Annotated in this window: 1 pseudogene; it reads left to right on the top strand. The window is 43.9% G+C overall.

The annotated features are described in order from the left end of the window. Positions 1–124 precede the first annotated feature (124 nt). Positions 125–353, top strand: a pseudogene (locus HMPREF2794_RS02655) (hypothetical protein); the annotation flags it as partial.

The following is a 353-nucleotide window of genomic DNA, read 5'->3' as shown; positions in this document are numbered from 1 at the left end:
CCGATACACGCAGCAAGAGTCCTACATCCGAATATCGTACCCAAACCTACGGTATTGTAGACCGTATTGAAGATTTCGGTGTTGGTGCAATTTTATCAGGTAAATCCGTATAACGAATTATTTTATGGGAAATTTTACAGGAGTAATCATCAACAAAGCAAATGGCGGGCTGGTACGGGATACCGATACCAGTGACCGCATCATCTTGCTCGTGGTCGGTGGATCGGAGATCGGAAAACTTGAATATTACAAGCCGGAAAACCTCAACGACATTACCGATTTGGAAGCACTTGGTTGGGATGATACCATTGATCTTGAAAACAAGGAACTGGTGCATTACCATACCAGCGAAG

Source organism: Bacteroides sp. HMSC067B03, assembly GCF_001811315.1.
GTDB lineage: Bacteria > Bacteroidota > Bacteroidia > Bacteroidales > Bacteroidaceae > Bacteroides > Bacteroides faecis.
The sequence above is the reverse complement of the archived record's forward strand: the minus strand, read 5'-3'. Positions and strand labels throughout refer to the sequence as shown.